We start from the raw sequence: 16551 nt of genomic DNA on the forward strand, positions 1-16551 counted from the left end.
ATGCCCGCCGAGCTGGGTGTCTCAAAGAGTCCGAGTGGATGTCGAGATTACTTGTGCCAAGGTGAGATTGAATTGGTATTGTGTCTCACATGAGCCGCCCTCCCCAGCAAAAAGTGGTAACCCCGTTCCAGGAGTGCCTCGTGAGGTTGCGTAGTTCAACGCGGATTACGCAGCGACAGCTCGCCAGTCGAAGTGGTACGTCACACGCCAGTGTCAATCGTTGGGAACTCGGCAGGGGCACGCCCAAAAGAGACAATGTGGAAATTTTGGGGCGTGCTCTTGAGATGGAAGGTGTTCCGAATGCCACCAAACTGCTCCTGGCGGCTCTTCGGCGCACCTTGGAGGGAACTGGCCTTCCTGAGTGGGCTCAAGATCTCGAATCGATCGAGCGGAGCGCGCGCCACGTTACGATCGTCACGCCAGCGATGGTGCCTGGCTACCTCCAGTGCCCGGCTCTGGCGGAGGCGATCTTTCGCGCAGGGATGCCTGGGGCTTCGGCTGAGGAAATCAGGCGTTTGGTTGACCTGCGCACGGAGCGCCTTGGTGCGCTGCCCGACCTGAGTGTGACGGCGATCTTTCCAGCGGCGGCGATCACCTGCTTGTCTGAGTCTCTTCGCCGCGAACAAGCTGCCTATCTCATAAAATGGGCCGAATCTGGACGAGTCGCGATCCACCTTGTCCCCGAGGGGTCGGCCTTGCTGGTGCCCGCCAGCCCCTTGATGCTCTTCCGGCTGGTCACTGGAGACATCGCTGCCGTCAGCGATCATGCGGACGGTAACGTGGTACACAAAGAATCTCACCACGACCGGCTTGCCGGTGAGGTGACATGGGCTTTGGCTGCGTCGCTCCCGGTGGCACTTTCGCTGGACGTACTTAGGAAGCTGGCATGAGCACAACCGCCGCATGGCATAAGTCAAGCTACAGCGCCAACGGCGCAAACTGTGTGGAGGTCTCGGAGGGTCAGGTCACCGGTATCCGTGACACCCAGAATCGTGAGGCGGGGCACCTCTCGGTGTCCGGTGCCGAGTGGACGGCTCTGCTTGGTGCGGTGGCCTCCACCGAGTAGCCGGAAAAGGAACGTCCCCCGCCAGTGCTGTTGGCGGGGGACGTTCCTTTGTTCCTGGCCAGGGAACATGGGTATCCGAACGAGCTCCTAGGAGTAACGGCCCTGGTTCGGGTTTTGGATGAAAGGGTTTATATGGGTGAAGTGCGGGTTTGGTACAAGTCCAGCTACAGCAGTGGTAGCGGTAGCTGTGTTGAGGTCGCGGAAGGTCTTGCGACTGGCATCCGAGACACCCAGAACAGGAACCTGGGGCATTTGGATGTACCTGCCACCGAGTGGAACGCGCTGATCAAGGCGGTCACGCGCGGATAACGGCTTGCGTTGTTGCAAGTAGTTAACTGTGAACCCCGCGCACGCGGGGATGTTGCCCGGTCCGCTTCGGAGCGCGTCCCCGGGCCTTCCGCTGAGGCCGGGACTATCCGGCCTTAGCAGGGCCGCCGCCCTGCGGGGCGGCTCCCTCAACCCTGCTCTCCTCCAACTCCGGCCCCGGCTCGGGTTGCTTTTTGGCGGAGGCGGCGCTCTCACTCAGGTTCGCGTTCCTGATGAACCAGGAGGCCACGGCTGCCGTGAGTACCCCGACCAGGGCGATGCCGATGAGCATCAGGCCCACCGCCACCAGTCTGCCCTCCGTCGTGACCGGGTAGTAGTCGCCGTATCCCACCGTCGTCACTGTCACGACGGACCACCACAGGGCGTCCCCGAACTCGGTGATGTTGGCTCCGGGAGCCTGCTGTTCGGCGTCGAGCACGGTGAGGGCTCCTACGAACACCGTCAGGGCCGCGGTCACCGCGACGTACACGGAGATCCGCTCGGCCAGCGCTCCGGCCATCGAGCGGTTCAGCATGCGGATGAGGGCGAGCATGCGCAGCAGCCGGAGCGTGCGGAACATGGGGAGGAGCACCAGCACCACGTCGTATCATCGCCGTGCCGCGTAGAGGAGGCGGTTCTCGGCGAGCCAGAGCCGGATCAGGAAGTCGATGGCGAACGCGGCCCACACGGTCCAGGACAGGACCTCAAGGCGGGATTCCCAGGTCTGCCCCAGGTCCGATTCGATCACCGGCCAGGCGTAGGCGACCAGGAAGGCACCCGCGAGAAGAAGCATCGGTACTTCGAGGCGCCGTTCCCACCGGGTGACGCGCTCACCGTGCTCGGACTCTTCGGTGGTTGACATGGGGCGGGGCTCCAATCTTCAGCGCGGTCCTTCGGCCGAGGGCGGGGCCACTTCCTGATGCGGGTAGCTCCCCGGGTTCGTGGCCTGGGCTTACGCGGTTCTTCCGATACCTGGTCGCAGGTCAGGGGCACTATACGAAACTCCGCGGTCCGCTCGGGGACGGGCCCCTCCGGGGCCGGGCCGCCCACGTGGGCGGTGGGGCTTGTTCCGCGGCGCAGCTGAAATGCCGGAGGGCTTCCAGGCTGCCTGCGGGGACGCTGCTGCGGGCGCGGTAACAGTGGCCCAGCGGTGCTTGAATGGGTAGTTCGGATGGTGATCGGAACGTGTCCAGGCATCAGATCTTTTCCGGGGTCCGATTCGATGTTTCGAGGGTCGATGGTGCTGAAGTGGTTGCTCGGACCGGAAGCCTCGTCGGGGGTGTCCTGGTACTGGCCGTCCTCGTTGCCGGTTGCGCGGTGGACACCGGAGTTTCGGACGGAGTCCTGCCGGGCGGAGGATTCGACTACCAACTGGGCGGCGCCTACCCGCCGGCCGAGGGCGTCACCGTCGTGGTGCGGGATTCCACTGCGGAACCTGCACGTGGAAGGTATTCGGTCTGTTACGTCAACGGCTTCCAGACCCAGCCCGGGGACCTCGACCGCTGGCTCGAAGAAGCTCCGGACCTGCTGTTGCGTGATGGGGCGGGGGCGCCGGTCACGGATCCGGGGTGGCCGGACGAAATACTGTTGGACACCTCGACAGGGGAGAACCGGCAGCGGATCGCGGCCGTTCTCGCCGAGAGCGTCGACCGGTGTGCCGACGCCGGGTTCGACGCCGTCGAGTTCGACAACCTCGACTCGCACCTTCGTTCCGGCGGCGCCCTGACCATGGACGACAACCTGGCCCTGGCGGGGCTGGCCGTCGCCCTGGCACATGACCACGGCCTCGATGCGGCCCAGAAGAACGCGGCCGAGGAGGCCGCACGCGGCAGGGGTGAGGCGGGTTTCGACTTCGCTGTCGCCGAGTCCTGTGCGGCATGGTCGGAGTGCGCCGCCTACACCGACGCCTACGGTTCTGAGAACGTGCTCGCCGTCGAGTACCCGGAAGACCTGGACGGCGCCGGGCTCACCTTCGACGAGGTGTGTGCGGACCCGGCCGTGGTGCCCAGGACGATTCTGAGGGACCTCGCCCTCGTCGACGCCGACCACCCCGGGTACCTGTACGAGAGGTGCTGACGCAGCCCTCCGAGCCGACATGCCCGTGCTGTGCCGTCGGCTTTCCGGGGCGTTCGAATCTCAGTAGCCTGGGGCGTAAACCGGACCACTGGGGAGGCGGGCACATGGCGCCGAACATCGCCACCAACACCGAGGTCGACCTTGACGGGTTGCTGGAGTTCGTGCGGCCCCGGCACAAGGCCCTGCTTCTGACCCGGCGCGCTGACGGGAGCCCGCAGGCGTCTCCGGTGACCTGTGGGGTCGACGCGGACGGGCGGATCGTGGTGTCGACCTATCCGGAGCGGGTGAAGGCGCGCAACGCCCGTAGGGACGCGCGGGTCAGTGTGGTCGTCCTTTCCGACGACTTCGAGGGGCCCTGGGTGCAGGTCGACGGTTCCGCGGAGGTTCTGGATGGAGAGGCCGCCGTGGAACCGTTGGTGGAGTACTTCCGGGTGATCGCGGGAGAGCACCCGGACTGGGACGAGTACCGCGAGGCGATGCGGCGGCAGGGCAAGGCGCTTGTCCGGGTGACTCCGCAGAAGTGGGGGCCTGTGGCTACCGGTGGTTTCCCCGCGGACAGGGTTTAGCTGACCGAGTCACCGAAGGCCGCGGCGGCGTGCACTGAATCCACGGACACGGTGACGTGGCCGACCGCTACCTTCGAGGGTAGGGCCGATCGGACCGCGGCTGCGGCCTCCAAGGAGAAGCCGCCGCACAGTTCGATGAGGGTGGCCCCCTCCGAGGCGAGCGCGGCGGCCACCTCGGGTGCCCGGTCAGGGCTCGGAACGGCGACCAGCGTGGTACGGATGCCGCCTCGGTCGAGGACGGTCCGGTCGGTGTCGGGGTCGGTTTCGGGGTGCAGGTACAGGTAGGCCCAACTCGCGCTCACATCGTCCTCCTCGTGGGGTTTCAGAGACGCCAGCGTAGGACCTCAAGCGTGGTTGAGGTCAACAAGGCCGCACCGGGAAGCGTCAGTGCGGGTCCGGCCCTGTACCCCGAGCTCCGCACCCGCCGTCACCTCTACTCCACCGCAGTCCTAGGATGCGTTTCGCGCACGGTGACAACAGCGACACAACAGGACAAGGGGTGCGGGTGTGGGTGGGCGGCTCGGAGGGGTGTTCGGCTGGGCCGGGATCTTGGTCATGGCCTGGGGCGTATACCTGACCGGTGCCGGGTTCTGGGAACCGCAGAGCAACCGGATGCCCGAAGAACTGGGCGGGCCTCTGGTCCTCGTCTTGATACTCGCTCTGGTCGTGGGCGGCTACGTGCTCCTGCGGTCGACCGTGGACCCCGGTGACGATCCCGGGAAAGTACCCGCTCGCGGGCAGACCCTGGCCCGGATCGCGGGCGCCCTGGGCGGGCTGGCGCTGGTCGTTTGGACCTTCCCGGACCAGTACTTGGTTCCCACCGTCATCAACGACGGCTATCCGCTGTACCCGGACACGTTCGCCGAACTCTGGGTCGGGGTCTGCTCGATCGCTCTGGGCCTGGCTCTGTTGGTCGGAGCCTCCGACAAGCTGCCGGTCCGCCAGTGGAAGCGTGCACTGGCGGGGCTGGGTTCCGGTGTGCTGGCCGTGGCGCTGATCGCGGCCCTGACCCCTGTCCTCACCAGGGCGTTGACGATGGAGCACAGCACAGCCGAGGCCGGTCGTGAGCCCGAGCCGGTACCCGCTGAGGTCAGCCAGGTGGGATGGACCTGGCAGCCGGAGCACACGGTCGTCGGGGTCGGACGCGGTGTCCTGGGACCCGTCATCCAGTATCGGGACGGTTTCGTGGCCCTGGACGGAGCCACCGGTGAGGAGTTGTGGACTTATCGCCGCCCCTACGCTCGCCACGTGGGGACCGGCTTCTTCGCCGGGAACGAGGACCGTGCCTACTTCCACCACCAGGAGAGCATCGAATCCGAGACCGGGACGCTGTTGGTCCTGGACACCACCACCGGAGAGGTGGTGCGGGAAACGTCCGTCCCCGAACCCGGCAGGGACGGTTTCGGGGGAGACGGGTATCTGACCCCGGAGGCACGGGTATTCCGCGACGCCGAGGACGGACGGTCTCTCGTGGTCGCCCACAGGATCGACTCCGACGAACCCATCTGGGAGGTTCCGTTCGCGGACGACGGGCCGGGGCGTTGGTGTATGAGGCCTTGGGGGAGGGAGCTTCAAGGACACGGAGACCGGTTGCTGCTGACCCACGTGTGCCTGGACGAGGAGCACCTCCCCGAGGGGGACGCGGACGAGAGGAACGCTGTTCTCAGGGATCTGGCTGTTCCCGATGACGCGGTACGGACCCTGACCGTCCTGGACACCGACTCGGGTGCGGAGTTGTGGCGTCACGAGGACGTACCCGAGAGCGTCTACGTGGTCGAGGGCGCCGAGATTCACCCCGCCCGGACCGAAGGCGCACGCCCCGTGGCCGCGACCAGCAGCGGCCTGTTCGATCTGGAGACCGGTGAGCCGGTGGACGCCCTTCCGGAAGAGCCGGACGACCCGGACTGGGTCGCGGACGACCTGATCGCCGCGGACAGCGAAGGGGCCGTTGTGCTCAGACGGTACCGAAGCTCGGAGACCCACTTGCTGCTGGGCACGGACTCTGGTGGCAGTGTCGTCCGAACCGTCGAGGTCAGCAAGCAGGTGCAGCGCGCATTCTGGACATCCGACATCTCGGAAATCTGGGAGCAAGACCATGCGCATGCGTTGGCTGATGCCCTGCTCTCCACCCAGACCTGGCGGTTGGATGCTGACGGAGAGGAGAACAGCGAGGGTATGCGGGCGCTGATGGCTGCTCCGCTCGGCGCGGGGGAACCGGGCACCGAGGACGACCTCGAATGGATCGGTTTTGACGGTGAGCGGCTTTCGGCTGAGGCGGGGCAACTGTCCGGAACGGCAGTGCATCGACTCCTCGCGGTCCCGGGTGCGGTTGTCTCCTACATCGAGGGCCCCGAAGAATCTGAGGTCCCCGCTCCCGTCCACGGCCTGGTGCCCTGACCCGGTTTCGCCGGCTGCCCCGACCTCGCCCCAGCACTCGTTCGAAGCTGAAAGTGGTAACCCCCTGATGTCGAAAACCAAGCTCGATCGCGCGAAGGCCGTCCGGTGGCTGACCGGGACCCTGGGCTGGGCCGGGGCCGGGGTGCTGGCCGCCACGGTGGTCTTCGTCGGCTGGGCGTGGTGGGGCCTGGGCGGTGAGGGGCTGGCGACCGACAGCGCGGTCAACCCGAGGTGGGGTGCTTCGGTCATGGTCCTGGGCGTCTTCGGGATCGTGCTGGTGCGCCACCTGTGGGGACAGGGCGCGGACCCCGACCCGGCACAGCCGCGCTCACTGTCGCGGGACCATCTGCTGTTCCCGTTGTTCCTGGTGGTCACCGCGGTGGTGCTCGTCTTCGTGGCCCTGCCGACGGATTCCCTTCCCCCACTCGCTTCCCCGGGCGACTTCACCGCCTCCGAGCAGGCGATCGCCCTGTGGGGTGTCGCGGTCCTGGTCGCATTCGGCACGGTCCTCTCCCTGGGGGTGTTGGCCGGGCCGAGAGGGAAGCCGCGCGGTCTCTGGTGGGCGGGGGCTCCCACCGGGGTGTTGGTGGTGGTTCTGGTCGCCGGTCTGGTCACGCCCCTGTCCGAGTACCGGCCGGTCACCCACACCTTCCTGTCCGAGGCACCTGGCGAGCCCGCACCGGTTCCGACCGATGTCAGTGAGGTCGGCTGGACCTGGACGGCACCGGAGAACACCGAGGTCGTTCGGGTGGACGCGGGCAGCCACGGCCCCGTGGTGGTGTTGAGGGACGGACTGATCGCCCTGGACGGGCGGACCGGCGATGAGTTGTGGACCCACCGGGCCCGGTACTCGTACAGTCCTCTCGACTGGACGAGGGGTGTTCTCAGCGGTCAGGGCGGCCTGGCGTCGGTCACGTTCCGAAGGGGAGACGACGCGGAGTGGAGCCACCTGACGCTGGACACCGCGACGGGGCAGATCGTTGAGGACGTCCCCTTCCCCGAGGAAGTCCCATGGAACGCCGGCACCTGGTCGGACGCCCGCCTGCTGCACACCGACGCCGGAAACTACGTGTACGGACACAAGAGAACGCTCTACGTGGTGGGAACCGACTACGAGCAGCGTTGGGAGCGCCCGTTCGGAGCGGCGAACCGGGAACGGCTTTGCGTGAGCGGGGATACCGCTGTCCTCCCGTACGAAGATCAGATCATCCTTGGTGAGATGTGCGCCGATCAGCCCGCAGCCGAGGACCTCACAGACGAGGACTCCAGGAGCTGGGGGGATCGGGTCGATGCCGCCCAGGAATCCGGAACGGTGTCCCTGGTGGCGTTGGACGCGGCGACGGGGGAGGAGAACTGGCGCCGCGAATGGGATACCCACAAGGAGGAGAACCCGCCGGTCCTGTGGCCCGGTGGTGCCCCCCGCCCAGGTGCCGCCCCCGTGTTCCTGGTAGCTGATCGCGCCTTTGACGTGCGCACCGGGCAGGACCTGGACGTGGTCCCCGCGGACCTGGTCGGACTGCATCCGTTCGGGCATGCGGGGAAGGGTGTCTACCTGCACGCTGACAGCGAGGGCGCCCTCATCGCCGAACACTCCGATTCCGAATCCGGGGACCCGCTTCGGGTGCACCGTACCGACGCGGAGGGGAACGTTCTCGAGAGCACGGTCCTGCCGGACTCGTGGCTGCCCGCGGACAGGATCCGGGGCGCGGTACTGAACGATGCGCTCACGCACACCGACATCACCCGACCCGGCAGTCTTGAAGCGGGGGAGCGAGGCACCTCCAGCGTGGTGGTCACTCCCCTGCGGGAGGGGACCGTCGCCGAGGAGGACCTGCGCCGGATCGACTTCGACTCCGATCTGCTGGTCCCACCCGAGGAAGGGCGGGGCAGCAGACCCTCCCTGGAGGTGAGTAGCCCTCTGATCCCCGTCCCCGGCGCACTGGTGCTCGCACTGAGCGTGGGAAGCACACCGAGTCAGGCCACGGAACTCTTCGCTCTGGTGCCCTGACCCCAAGGCTCGCGGGCGACGTCACCGAACTCCATACCGACCCCCATAGGCTGGTGCCCTGACCCGGCCTTGTCCCGGAGCCCTCAGGAGTCCACCGAATCCCAGCTCGGGCGTTCGTGTCACTTGCCGTACCGCGACCCGCGGCCCAACGCGGACGCCCGGGTTTCGCCATGACTTTCCAGCTGTCGTTTTCGGTTCGGGTGTGCCGGGTACCGGAGCACCCACATCCCCCGGAGACTCATGTATTCGACGAACAGGGGCACACATGCCACAGACCCAGCACACACCCGACGTCCGCGACAGCGCGGGAGGTTCTCGGTGAACGGCTGGAAGGCGCCCCTCGCGATGGTCGGAGCCCGCTGGGCGTGGTCCCGGGTCCGCCGCAGGTACGCGCCCGCACCCGAACCGGTCCCCGCGTACAAGCGCAATCTCGAACTCCTCGCCTGGGGTGCGGCCGGAGCCGCCCTCGGGGTCGGTGTCTCCGCGCTGTCCGAACGCCGTCGCTCCGGGCTCATGGCCGGAAAGGTCGTGCTGATCACCGGCAGCTCCCGAGGGCTGGGCCTGCAGCTGGCCCGTGAGTTCGGAGCCTCCGGGGCCCGCGTGGTGGTCTGCGCCCGCGGACAGCAGGGCCTGGACCGGGCGGTAGCCGAACTCACCGGGCGGGGCGTGGAGGCCCACGGTGTGGTCTGCGACGTCACCGATCCCGAGCAGATCGAGTCCCTGCTCGACGAGGCCGAGGAGCACTTCGGCCGGCTCGACGCGGTGGTCAACTCCGCCGGGATCATGCGGGTCGGTCCGCAGGAGGCCCACACCGACGACCACTTCCGGCAGGCCATGGACATCATGTTCTGGGGCCCGTTCCACCTTTCCCGAGCCGCCGTGGACCGGCTGCGGGACACCCGGGGCGTCATCGTCAACATCACCTCGATCGGCGCCTATCTCTCGGTGCCGCACCTGCTGCCCTACTCCACCGCCAAGCACGCCTGGGCGGCGCTCTCCGAGGGCATGGCCGCCGAGACCGCGGGCACCGGGGTGCGCGTCACCACCGTCGTGCCCGGGCTGATGCGCACCGGCTCGCACCGCGGAGTGGCCTTCAGCGGCGACCCCGAACGCGAGTACGCGTGGTTCGCTCTGCTCGCAGGGCTCCCCCTGCTGAGCGTGAGCGCCGAACGCGCCGCCCGCCACATCGTGCGCGCCACGGCCGGGCGAAAGAGCTTCCTCGTGATCACACCGGCGGCCCGGGCCGGTCTGGTCGCTCGCGGGATCGCGCCCGGGCTCACTCAGGAGGCGATGCGGCTGGTCGGCTGGTTGCTGCCCGACGCCCCGGCCCGGGTGGAGGAACGCCTGGGTGCGGAGGCGGGCCAAAGCAGGTTGGGCCGTCTGGTGGACACCGTCTCCGTCCTCAACGAACGCGCGAGCAAGCGGATGAACCAGCATTCCAAGCCGCAGGACGAACAGGGACAGCGAACCGAAGAGAAGTGACCCGGACCGAAGAGCGGTGCGGCGACCAGCCGCACGGGACTGACGGGGACCCGGAACCGACACAGAACTTAGATCGACCGGGAACACCCGGGTCTCCACAGGGGAATACCGAGGAACACCGCACCGAGAGGAGGAAACCCGCATGAGCGCACACAACCCGGACCGGACCCTGCGTCAACCCGATCCCATGCCGCCGGACCCGTTCCCGCCCGCGCCGATGCCGCCCGACCCGGTGCCGCCGGAGCCGAGCCCGGACCCGGTACCGGAGCCGGAGCCGGTTCCCGAACCGCCGGGGCCCGAACCCCAGCCCGAGCCAGCCTGAACCCGCATGGGCGCGCCCGAGCCCGTCTGGCTCAGCACGCCCCGAGCAGGGTCCGAGGCGGCCAGTCGTGGGGCACATCGGATACTGGTGTGCCCCACGGGGCGGCAGGAGGCGACGCGGTCCAGTGTGATCACTTTCGGTTACCGGTCTTGACGTCTGGGCAACCGGAATCTAGCTTCGGTCAGGAAATACTCCTTCCGGATCCGGGGCGCGCGAACCCCCGCGCGCAGCTCGGTCCGCACCCCGCTGGAGGTTCCCCTTGGCGCGCCACCGCACCACCCCCGAAGCCCTGCCCACCAACGGCCCCGCCCGGAGAAGACCCTTTCGTACCCTCGGCCTCGCGGGCATGGGAGCGCTCCTACTCGGGGCCGCCCTGCTCACCGGGGAAGCGGCCGAGCGGACCCAGACCGCCCAGGCCGACCCCGTCTCCGGCGAGGCCGCCCTGAGCGCCGTGGACGCGCACGGCCAGCTCCAGGTGTGCGGCCTCAAACTCTGCGACGAGAACGGCCAGCCGATCCAGCTCACCGGGATGAGCTCGCACGGACTCCAGTGGTTCGACCACTGCCTCACCGACGCCTCGCTCGACGCCCTCGCCGACGACTGGAACGCCGACGTCCTCCGGGTGTCCCTGTACATCCAGGAGGGCGGCTACGAGACCGACCCGCGCGGTTTCACCGACCGGGTGCACGATCTCATCGAGGAGGGCACCCGGCGCGGCCTCTACGTGATCGTGGACTGGCACATGCTCACGCCCGGCGACCCGAACCACAACACCGGCCTCGCGCTGGACTTCTTCGCCGAGATCGCCGCCGCGCACGCGGACAAGGACAACGTCCTGTACGAGATCGCCAACGAACCCAACGGGGTGTCCTGGGACTCGATCAGGAGCTACTCCGAGCAGGTCATCCCGGTGATCCGTGAGCAGGACCCCGAGGCGGTCGTGCTGGTCGGCACCCGCGCCTGGTCCTCACTGGGCGTCTCCGAGGGCTCGGACCACTCCGAGATCGTCGCCGACCCGGTCGACGCGGACAACATCATGTACGTCTACCACTTCTACGCGGCCTCGCACGACGGGCTCCACTTCGACGTCTTCCAGCAGGCCGCCCGGGAACTGCCCCTGTTCGTGACCGAGTTCGGCACCCAGGAGCACACCGGTGACGGCGAGGACGACTTCGTCTCCGCCCAGGCCTACCTCGACTTCATGGCCCAGGAGCAGATCAGCTGGGTGAACTGGAACTACTCGGACGACCACCGCTCCGGCGCGGTCTTCGAGCCCGGGACCTGCGCCGCGGGCGGACCCTTCGCGGGCACCGACGCGCTCAAGCCCGCCGGGGAGTGGATCCGCGACCAGATCCGCACCAGCGGTGTCAACGGCGCCGACGACACCGGTTCCTGATCCAGGTCGGCGGGGCCGCACAGCGCTCACCGGCCCCCGCCGACCCGCACACCCTGCACCCTGCTCACCCCGTCACTCCCCGTGCCCGCCTGTGTCGTGGACGTTCCGGGGCACCCTCAGGCCTTGGCGACGGGCAGCACCACACGGACCGAGGTTCCCCCGGGCCCGCTCTCGACGTCCACGCTGCCGCCCTGCGCCGTCACCAGGGACCGCACGATCGACAGCCCCAGACCGACCAGCCCGCCCGCCTGGTCGGAGCGCGTGGTCACGAACGGCTCGAACACGCGGGGCAGCAGCTCGGGGTCGATCCCGGTGCCGTCGTCCGTGACGACCAGGGCCACCGTGTCCCTGCGGACCTCGGTGGTCACCTCGACGCGGACCCGCGGCGGGTTGTGGTCGATCGCGTTGGAGACCAGGTTCATCAGGCACTGCTCCAACCTGGCCTGGTCCCCGAGCACGACCTGCGGAGAAGCCTCGTGAAAAACCACGGCCGGGGCGAAGGCCAGCGGTCGGACCCGGTCCCGGACGGCGTCGAACAGGTCCGGCAGGAACACCGGACCGCGGTCGGCGTCGACCCCGTCACCCCCGCGCGCCACCGCCATGAGGTCCTCCAGAACCCGCCGCAACCGTTCGAGCTCGGCGTGTACGATCTCCGCCTCCGGCCCGCCCAACAGCTCCAGGTGTCCCTCGGCCACCGCGAGCGGGGTGCGTACCTCGTGGGAGATCGCCGCCAGATAACGGCGTCGTTCGGTGTCCGCCGCCTCGATCCGGGTGAGCATCCGGTTGATCTCGGTGGTCAGCTCCGCGATCTCGTCGCGGGTACCGGGGACGGGTACCCGCGTGGTCAGGTCGGCCGGGGAGATCTCCTTGGCCGCCGCCGACACCTCCCGCACCGGTGCCAGGGTGCGCCGCACCACCGCCCACAGCGCGCCGCCGCCGACCCCGACGCCGAGCCCTCCGGCCAGGGCGGTGACCAGCAGGACCGTGGTGGCCGTGTCATGTACCGCGTCCAACGGCGCCGCCACGGTGATGACGGCGACCTTCGCGTCGGTCGCGTCGGTGACGGGGGTGTCCAGCACCCGGACCTTGCCGATACCGGTGTCCACGGTACGCGCGACACCGGGGGCCGCCTCGGGGGCGTCGTCACCGCGCATCAGCGCCGCGACCTTGGCGGGACCGCCGGTGCTCTGCAGCCGCACCCCGTTGACGTGTACCAACGACACGTGCCTGGCCCCGCTGGGGCGGATCGCCAGCACCTGGCGTGCGGCGCGCTCGGCCTCGGGACCCGAGACCATGCCGTCCAGCCCCGCGACGACGGGCATCTGGTCGCCCAGCGCCTCGCTCAGCAGCGCGGACTCCTGGCGCAGCAGGTTGTCGACGTCGTTGCGTCCGGAAACCAGGACCAGCGCGTGGGTCAGGGCGATGATGCCGCCGACCACCAGCACCATCACCACCAGTGCCCGCAGGACCAGACGCCGGGAGAGACTCATCCGTGGCTCACCTGGCCCTCACTGGTCGCTGCCGCTCAGCCGGTAGCCGACCCCGCGCACGGTCTGGATGCGCTCCGCGCCGAGTTTGCGGCGCAGCTGGCTGACGTAGACCTCGACGACGTTGGAGGCGCCGTCGAAGTCATAACCCCACACCAGGTCGAGCAGTTGGGCCTGGGAGAACACCTGGCCGGGGTGGTTCAGGAGGACCGACAGCAGGGCGAACTCCCGCGCGGACAGGGCGATGGTGGCGCCGTCCACGAAAGCGGTGTGCCCGCTCAGGTCCAGGGTGAGGCCACCGACGCTCAGGGTGTCGCCGCGCTCCTGCCCGCTGGTCCGCAGCCGGGCCCTGATCCTGGCCAGGAGCTCGCGCACACTGAACGGTTTGACCATGTAGTCGTCGGCCCCGGCGTCGAGGTTGGCGATCCGGTCGTCGACCGCGTCCTTGGCGGTGAGTACGATCACCGGGACGGAGGGGCGGCGCAGCCGGAGCCGCCGCAGGACCTCCTCACCCGACAGGCCCGGCAGCCCCAGATCCAGGACGACCAGGTCGATGTCGTCGGACAGGGCCATGACCAGCCCGTCGACGCCGTCCGCGGAGACCACCACCCGGTATCCGGCGTTCTCCAGAGCACGCCGGACGAAGGAGACGATGCCCTCCTCGTCCTCCACCACCAGAATCGCCACCGCGCCGTGCCCTCCTGCTTCCTTGGTCCGCTCCAGCATGCCGGTGAATGCTGAGCCCGTGATGAAGACGACCTGAAGGCGGTCTTCAGGTTGGATTCAGGTTCCCATCATGAGGCTGATGGACAATGAGATCCGCCCGTCAACTCCGCCCGCCCGTCAACTCCGCCCGCCCGTCAAGCCCGACCAGCCCGCCCGACCACCCACTGCCGAAGGAACCGATGATGCGACGCCGCAGGACGCCCCTCATCACCTGCGCCGCGGCTGCCCTGACGGTCCTGGGCGTGAGCGGGTACCTCTTCCTCAGGGAACCGGACCTGACGGTGGACACGATCCGCCTCGATGGTTTCACGAGCGCGCCCACGCTCCGCTCCCCGGTCGGCGACGGGACCTCCCGGCCGGTGGACGGCCTCGAACAGCTGACCGGTGAACTGCGCTCCGGTGACGGGCCCGAGGACTGGTACGTCGGGGGAGTAGGGGTCGACTTCGGCCCCCGGGCGTGGCTGCTCACCGATCCGGTACTGGAGGACTTCGACGGTGACGGCACCGCGGCCGCACTCTTGGTGGAGCTGCGCGCTCTGGAGGGCACCGAGGTCACGCTGGGCGTGCGCCACGACCCCGACGAGGATCCCGAACGCGACGCCGCCGGGGTGTTCACCGTCAACGGACTGACCTTCCGGGACACCGACGGGGGCCCCGCCCCCTGGGAGGACACCGGCTCCTCGTACGAGGCCGACCAGGAGGAGGCCGCCAGCGCCGCTGAGGAGGCGGTCGGTGAAGGGGCTGAGGCCACCGGCGTCGATCGTGTCGACGAGGACGGCTGGCAGGGGTGGGAGGTCCGGGTACGCGGCGGGGACGGGCAGGAGTACCACGTGATCCTCGACCTCTCCGGCGCGGTCGCGGACGTGCGCCCGAACTACTGACGGGGGCCGTTCCCAGGGGCACGAGGCGGTGTTTCCGGCGTATCCCGGGACACGGTGTTCCCTTGCCGGGATCCGACGCTCCGTTCCCGGACAGCGGCTGTCCCGGGTTGCTCCGCTCTCCCGGTTCGCTTCGCCGCTGTCCTGTGTTCCGTGTGCTCCCACCCTCCGAGAACCGCTCGTTCCCAACCTGAAAGCCCCTTCAGCTTGTTTCAGGAACGGCTCAGAAAGCCCTGGCACGCTGACCGGGTCCGCTTGGAACGAGAAGTACGGAGTCCGACGTTGCCACGTTCGCCATCCCTTCGGCCGTCCGCCCGGCTGTCCACCGGGCAGCGGGTCGCCTGTGTGGCCACCGCCCTGGTCATCGTCGCCAGTCTGGGCGGTTACGGCTGGTACCAGGGCTTGATCGGTAACATCACGACCGCCCAGGTGGACACTGACGAGTGGGACCGGCCCACGAGCGTGGAGGGGGTGATGAACCTGCTGATCATCGGTTCGGACGTGCGCTCGGGGGAGAACGAGGGTTACGGCGACGCCGAGGGTGAGCGGCCCGACACGATGCTCATCGCGAGCATCAACGTGGACAGCGGCGCGGCCACGCTGGTGAACCTGCCCCGCGACCTGATGGTCGACCTGCCCGACTGCGAGGCCGTGGAGGGGTACGAGGGCATGTCGGCGCAGCACGGCATGATCAACTCCGCGATGAACTTCGGCGGGGTGGGCTGCCAGTGGAAGGTCGTCGAGCAGGTCACCGGGGTGCACCTGGACCACTTCGTCGTGATGGACTTCGCCGGGTTCAAGGACATGGTGGACGCCATCGGCGGGGTGGAGATGTGTATCCCCGAGCCGATCGACGACGTCAAGGCGCACCTGAAGCTGGACGCCGGGTTGCAGACCCTGGACGGCGAGGACTCGCTGGGGTTCGTGCGCTCGCGCTACGCCCAGGGTGACGGCAGCGACCTGTCCCGGATCGACCGCCAGCAGGAGTTCATGGGCGCCATGCTGCGCGAGGTGCTCAGCAGCGACGTGATGACCAGCCCCATCACCATCACCAACTTCCTCGGCGCGGTGACCGACTCCATCACCACCGACGAGGGCCTGACCGTCGACACGATGGCCGACATCGCGATCTCCATGCGCGAGGTCGACCTGGATCGGATCCAGTTCGTCACCGTCCCCAACGGCGTTCACCCGGACAACGAGAACCGCATCATCCTGAGCGAGCCCGCGGCCTCGGAGCTGTTCGGGGCGATCAACAACGGTGTGGACCTCACGGGGGGAGAGGAGGACGATGGTTCCGGCCAGGAGTCCGAGGAGACGTCTGCCGACCCCTCCGACGTCTCGGTCGAGGTGTTGAACAACACCGGGATCGATGGTCTCGCGTTGGAGATCCAGGCGGTTCTGGTCGGTGAGGGCTACACGGTCACCGGCACGGGCAACCCCGAACTGCGGGTCCCCGACGCGACCACGGTCTACCACGGTCCGGGCGACGCGGCCGCGGCCGAGCTGCTCGCCGGTGAGCTGAGCAACGCCCGGACCGAGGAGGTCGAGGGCCTGGAGCAGACCCTCGAACTGGTCGCCGGGTCCGACTGGAACGGCTTCGACACCGGCTCCTCGTCCTCCTCCGAGGGGGAGCTGTCCATCACCGACGACCTAGGCGGAGTCACCGCCGAAGCCGGACCTCGGAGCGCGTGCTGACGCAGGATGGTCGCACACGTGCCGAGGACGGGTCCGCCGGGAACGAGGGCCCCTCTGCCCGGCCGCGTTGGCCCGTCTCCGTGATCCCGCACTGACCACAGCGGGCCGGGGATCCCCGAACGAAACGAGGATCCCCGGTCGGA

At 68.6% G+C, this 16551-nt stretch carries 17 protein-coding genes; 12 read left to right on the plus strand and 5 right to left on the minus strand.

All coding sequences use genetic code 11. From position 1 onward, the window contains the following. Window positions 1–89: 89 nt before the first annotated feature. The 3 genes from NE857_RS12630 (at window position 90) to NE857_RS12640 (ending at window position 1375) form a co-directional block, all read left to right on the plus strand. Window positions 90–890 (plus strand): Scr1 family TA system antitoxin-like transcriptional regulator, encoded by an 801-nt coding sequence (locus NE857_RS12630; RefSeq protein WP_254421159.1) that lies wholly within the window; start codon window positions 90–92, stop codon window positions 888–890. Next, window positions 887–1066, plus strand: coding sequence for a DUF397 domain-containing protein (locus NE857_RS12635; protein WP_254421160.1), 180 nt, complete (start codon window positions 887–889; stop codon window positions 1064–1066). Before NE857_RS12630 ends, NE857_RS12635 begins: the two co-directional genes overlap by 4 nt. Before the next feature lie 132 nt (window positions 1067–1198). Then, the gene (locus tag NE857_RS12640) at window positions 1199–1375 is read left to right on the plus strand and encodes a DUF397 domain-containing protein (protein WP_254421161.1); all 177 of its coding nucleotides are present in this window, start codon (window positions 1199–1201) and stop codon (window positions 1373–1375) included. A 103-nt stretch (window positions 1376–1478) separates the two neighbouring features. Here the strand turns inward: NE857_RS12640 and NE857_RS12645 are convergent, their stop codons facing one another. Both NE857_RS12645 and NE857_RS12650 read right to left on the minus strand, forming a co-directional pair. Next, a complete protein-coding gene (locus NE857_RS12645; protein ID WP_254421162.1) occupies window positions 1479–1973 on the minus strand; it encodes a potassium channel family protein in 495 nt (164 codons plus the stop codon). Between the two features lie 6 nt (window positions 1974–1979). Then, window positions 1980–2234 carry a hypothetical protein gene (locus NE857_RS12650; RefSeq protein WP_254421163.1) on the minus strand — a complete coding sequence of 85 codons (255 nt, stop codon included), beginning with the start codon at window positions 2232–2234 and terminating at the stop codon, window positions 1980–1982. Window positions 2235–2620: 386 nt separating this feature from the next. Here NE857_RS12650 and NE857_RS12655 point away from each other — a divergent pair, with 386 nt between their 5' ends. Both NE857_RS12655 and NE857_RS12660 read left to right on the plus strand, forming a co-directional pair. Further along, window positions 2621–3448, plus strand: coding sequence for an endo alpha-1,4 polygalactosaminidase (locus NE857_RS12655; RefSeq protein WP_254421164.1), 828 nt, complete (start codon window positions 2621–2623; stop codon window positions 3446–3448). A 104-nt stretch (window positions 3449–3552) separates the two neighbouring features. Then, window positions 3553–4014, plus strand: coding sequence for a PPOX class F420-dependent oxidoreductase (locus NE857_RS12660; RefSeq protein ID WP_254421165.1), 462 nt, complete (start codon window positions 3553–3555; stop codon window positions 4012–4014). Here NE857_RS12660 and NE857_RS12665 read toward each other — a convergent pair. Continuing rightward, the gene (locus tag NE857_RS12665; protein WP_254421166.1) at window positions 4011–4316 is read right to left on the minus strand and encodes a DUF6506 family protein; all 306 of its coding nucleotides are present in this window, start codon (window positions 4314–4316) and stop codon (window positions 4011–4013) included. The genes NE857_RS12660 and NE857_RS12665 overlap by 4 nt on opposite strands. 253 nt (window positions 4317–4569) lie before the next feature. Between NE857_RS12665 and NE857_RS12670 the strand changes: the two genes are divergently transcribed. The 5 genes from NE857_RS12670 (at window position 4570) to NE857_RS12690 (ending at window position 11619) form a co-directional block, all read left to right on the plus strand. Next, window positions 4570–6411: an outer membrane protein assembly factor BamB family protein gene (locus NE857_RS12670; protein ID WP_254421167.1), complete on the plus strand. Its 1842-nt coding sequence runs from the start codon at window positions 4570–4572 to the stop codon at window positions 6409–6411. Between the two features lie 67 nt (window positions 6412–6478). Next, window positions 6479–8419 carry a hypothetical protein gene (locus NE857_RS12675; protein WP_254421168.1) on the plus strand — a complete coding sequence of 647 codons (1941 nt, stop codon included), beginning with the start codon at window positions 6479–6481 and terminating at the stop codon, window positions 8417–8419. Window positions 8420–8737: 318 nt separating this feature from the next. Beyond that, window positions 8738–9901, plus strand: a complete 1164-nt coding sequence (locus tag NE857_RS12680; RefSeq protein WP_254421169.1) for an SDR family NAD(P)-dependent oxidoreductase — start codon at window positions 8738–8740, stop codon at window positions 9899–9901. A gap of 142 nt (window positions 9902–10043) precedes the next feature. Then, window positions 10044–10223, plus strand: a complete 180-nt coding sequence (locus tag NE857_RS12685; RefSeq protein ID WP_254421170.1) for a hypothetical protein — start codon at window positions 10044–10046, stop codon at window positions 10221–10223. Between the two features lie 259 nt (window positions 10224–10482). After that, complete coding sequence (locus NE857_RS12690) at window positions 10483–11619, plus strand: glycoside hydrolase family 5 protein (RefSeq protein WP_254421171.1); 1137 nt, start codon at window positions 10483–10485, stop codon at window positions 11617–11619. Between the two features lie 116 nt (window positions 11620–11735). Here NE857_RS12690 and NE857_RS12695 read toward each other — a convergent pair whose 3' ends face one another. Both NE857_RS12695 and NE857_RS12700 read right to left on the minus strand, forming a co-directional pair. Then, complete coding sequence (locus NE857_RS12695) at window positions 11736–13109, minus strand: sensor histidine kinase (RefSeq protein WP_254421172.1); 1374 nt, start codon at window positions 13107–13109, stop codon at window positions 11736–11738. 18 nt (window positions 13110–13127) lie between these two features. Next, window positions 13128–13793 carry a response regulator transcription factor gene (locus tag NE857_RS12700; protein ID WP_017584395.1) on the minus strand — a complete coding sequence of 222 codons (666 nt, stop codon included), beginning with the start codon at window positions 13791–13793 and terminating at the stop codon, window positions 13128–13130. A 218-nt stretch (window positions 13794–14011) separates the two neighbouring features. Here NE857_RS12700 and NE857_RS12705 point away from each other — a divergent pair, with 218 nt between their 5' ends. Further along, window positions 14012–14713 carry a hypothetical protein gene (locus NE857_RS12705; protein ID WP_254421173.1) on the plus strand — a complete coding sequence of 234 codons (702 nt, stop codon included), beginning with the start codon at window positions 14012–14014 and terminating at the stop codon, window positions 14711–14713. A 279-nt stretch (window positions 14714–14992) separates the two neighbouring features. Further along, a complete protein-coding gene (locus tag NE857_RS12710) occupies window positions 14993–16408 on the plus strand; it encodes an LCP family protein (protein WP_254421174.1) in 1416 nt (471 codons plus the stop codon). Window positions 16409–16551 lie beyond the last annotated feature (143 nt).

It is taken from the genome of Nocardiopsis exhalans, assembly GCF_024134545.1.
Lineage (GTDB): Bacteria > Actinomycetota > Actinomycetes > Streptosporangiales > Streptosporangiaceae > Nocardiopsis > Nocardiopsis exhalans.

Coding starts and splice junctions, on each gene's coding strand:
- NE857_RS12630 (WP_254421159.1), top strand. CDS start 90: ATGAGCCGCCCTCCCCAGCAAAAAGTGGTAACCCCGTTCCAGGAGTGC.
- NE857_RS12635 (WP_254421160.1), top strand. CDS start 887: ATGAGCACAACCGCCGCATGGCATAAGTCAAGCTACAGCGCCAACGGC.
- NE857_RS12640 (WP_254421161.1), top strand. CDS start 1,199: ATGGGTGAAGTGCGGGTTTGGTACAAGTCCAGCTACAGCAGTGGTAGC.
- NE857_RS12650 (WP_254421163.1), bottom strand. CDS start 2,234: ATGTCAACCACCGAAGAGTCCGAGCACGGTGAGCGCGTCACCCGGTGG.
- NE857_RS12660 (WP_254421165.1), top strand. CDS start 3,553: ATGGCGCCGAACATCGCCACCAACACCGAGGTCGACCTTGACGGGTTG.
- NE857_RS12670 (WP_254421167.1), top strand. CDS start 4,570: ATGGCCTGGGGCGTATACCTGACCGGTGCCGGGTTCTGGGAACCGCAG.
- NE857_RS12675 (WP_254421168.1), top strand. CDS start 6,479: ATGTCGAAAACCAAGCTCGATCGCGCGAAGGCCGTCCGGTGGCTGACC.
- NE857_RS12685 (WP_254421170.1), top strand. CDS start 10,044: ATGAGCGCACACAACCCGGACCGGACCCTGCGTCAACCCGATCCCATG.
- NE857_RS12695 (WP_254421172.1), bottom strand. CDS start 13,109: ATGAGTCTCTCCCGGCGTCTGGTCCTGCGGGCACTGGTGGTGATGGTG.
- NE857_RS12705 (WP_254421173.1), top strand. CDS start 14,012: ATGATGCGACGCCGCAGGACGCCCCTCATCACCTGCGCCGCGGCTGCC.